Source organism: Amycolatopsis rhizosphaerae, from assembly GCF_007713715.1.
Classification (GTDB): domain Bacteria; phylum Actinomycetota; class Actinomycetes; order Mycobacteriales; family Pseudonocardiaceae; genus Amycolatopsis_E; species Amycolatopsis_E rhizosphaerae.
The window spans coordinates 1-1,986 of the sequence record NZ_VJWX01000776.1 but is presented as its reverse complement, the minus strand read 5'-3'; the positions used below and the strand labels follow the sequence as shown (position 1 = coordinate 1,986).

The 1,986-nt window shown below is 70.1% G+C and carries 1 pseudogene; it reads left to right on the top strand.

The features are described 5' to 3' along the window. Positions 1 to 49: 49 nt before the first annotated feature. A pseudogene (locus FNH05_RS36710) lies at positions 50 to 1,986 on the top strand (hypothetical protein); the annotation flags it as partial.

Here is a 1,986-nt window from a genome sequence, read left to right as displayed (position 1 = left end):
ACACAACACACCCCACAACACACCGCACAACGCGCCGTCGCACCCGACGATGCCGCCGGCTCCGAGCTACCCGCCGCGGCCGTCGTACCCACCGCGGCCGAACTACCCGCCCCAGCAACAGCCGACGTACCCGCCGCAGCCGTCGTACCCGCCGCAGCCGAACTACCCACCGCGGCCGAACTATCCTCCCCAGCAACCCGGTCAGCAGCGGCCTGGGCAGCAGCCCGGCCAGCCGGGCAACCAGCAGCCGGGACCGCAGCGCCCCGGGCAACAACCCGGACCGCAGCAACCCGGTCAACAGCGCCCCGGGCAGCAGCCCGGCCAGCCGGGCAACCAGCAACCAGGCCACCAGCCGGGTCAACCCGGCCACCAGCCAGGACAGCCGGGTCAACCAGGGCAGCCGGGTCAGCCAGGACAACCGGGCAATCAGGAGCCGGGCCACCAGCACCCCGGAAACCAGGAGCCGGGCCGTCAGCACCCCAGTGACAACGGTTCGACGACTCCGTCCTCCACCACCGACGACGGTGGCCGCGGCAACGGCCACGGCGAGAACGGCGGCGACAACGGCAACGGCGGCCGCGGCGAACACGGCGGCGACAACGGCAACGGCGGCCGCGGTGAACACGGCGGCGACAACGGCAACGGCGGCCGCGGTGAACACGGCGGCGACAACGGCAACGGCGGCCGCGGCGAAGGCGGCGGCGAGAACGGCAACGGCGGCGAAGGCGGCTCCGGCGAGGGCGACAGCGGCTCCGGTGACGGTGGTTCCAGCGATGGCGGGTTCCAGCCGACCGAGCCGAGCGGCCAGTTCTCCGACGGCTCGGAGATCACCGACGTCCTCCAGCCTCCGGAGCCCGGCGATGGTTCCGACGTCAAGCAGTTGGTGGAAAACGCCGGCTTCGAGGTGATGGCCGTCGACTGGGTCTTCCAGCACATCGCGGGGAAGAGCCTGGTCGACGTGGTGATCAAGCCGCTCACCGGCGACTTCAGCAAGATGCGCCAGAACGCCGCGGCCTGGGACACCATCGGCGACGCGATGAAGCAGTTCTCCGCCACCATGTCGGGGAACGCGAAGATCGCCACCGCGAACTGGAAGGGCCCGTCCTCACTCGCCCACAAGGCCTACGTGGACATCGGCTGGAAGGCCGGCCTCCTGGTCGAGGGTCAGATCGCGAAGCTGATCGCCAAGGGCTTCAACGCGGTCGCCGACGGCTCCGAGTCGCTGGCGCGGGAAGCGCTGAAACTGCTCAAGAAGCTGATCGACAAGCTGATCGAGATCGGGGCGAAGGCACTGATCCCGGTCGCGGGCTGGGCGGCCGAGGCCACCACGATCATCGACGCGATCGACATCGCCAACCAGATCTTCAGCATCATCGAGATGATCAAGGACATCATCTCGAAGGTGCAGTCGATGTGGAAGTCCATTCAGGACATCGGCTCGCAGCTGGCCAAGATCAAGGACGTGGGCAGCCTCGGCGACCTGATGGACATCGGCAAGAACATCGCGGGTGACGCCAAGAGCATCTCCAGCGACGCCAAGGACATCGCCAGCGACGCGAAGGACATCCGCAGCACGGCCAAGGACATCGGCAGCCACGGCCACGAGAGCGGCGAGGACGAGCACGGCGGCCATTCCGGGGAGAACGGCGGCGAACACGGCGGGCACTCCGGCGAGCACGGCGGACACTCCGGTGAAAACGGCGGCGGGCACTCCGGCGAGCACGGGGGTCACTCCGGCGAAAACGAGGACGGCGGCCGCACCAACCGCTCCGGCGAAAACGGCGGGAACGGCGGGAACGGCGGCCACTCCGGCGAGGACCACGGGCATTCGGGCCACAACGGTGGCCAAGCCACCGGCGACCTCGGCAGGCGCGAGGACCACGGGCCTTCCGGCAGCAGTGGAAGGCCCGCCGATGGGGGCCGGGAAACCCCGGCGTCCGGCGGACAGCCACCGCAACCCCCGCAGCCGGCGCCGACGGGTGGCCC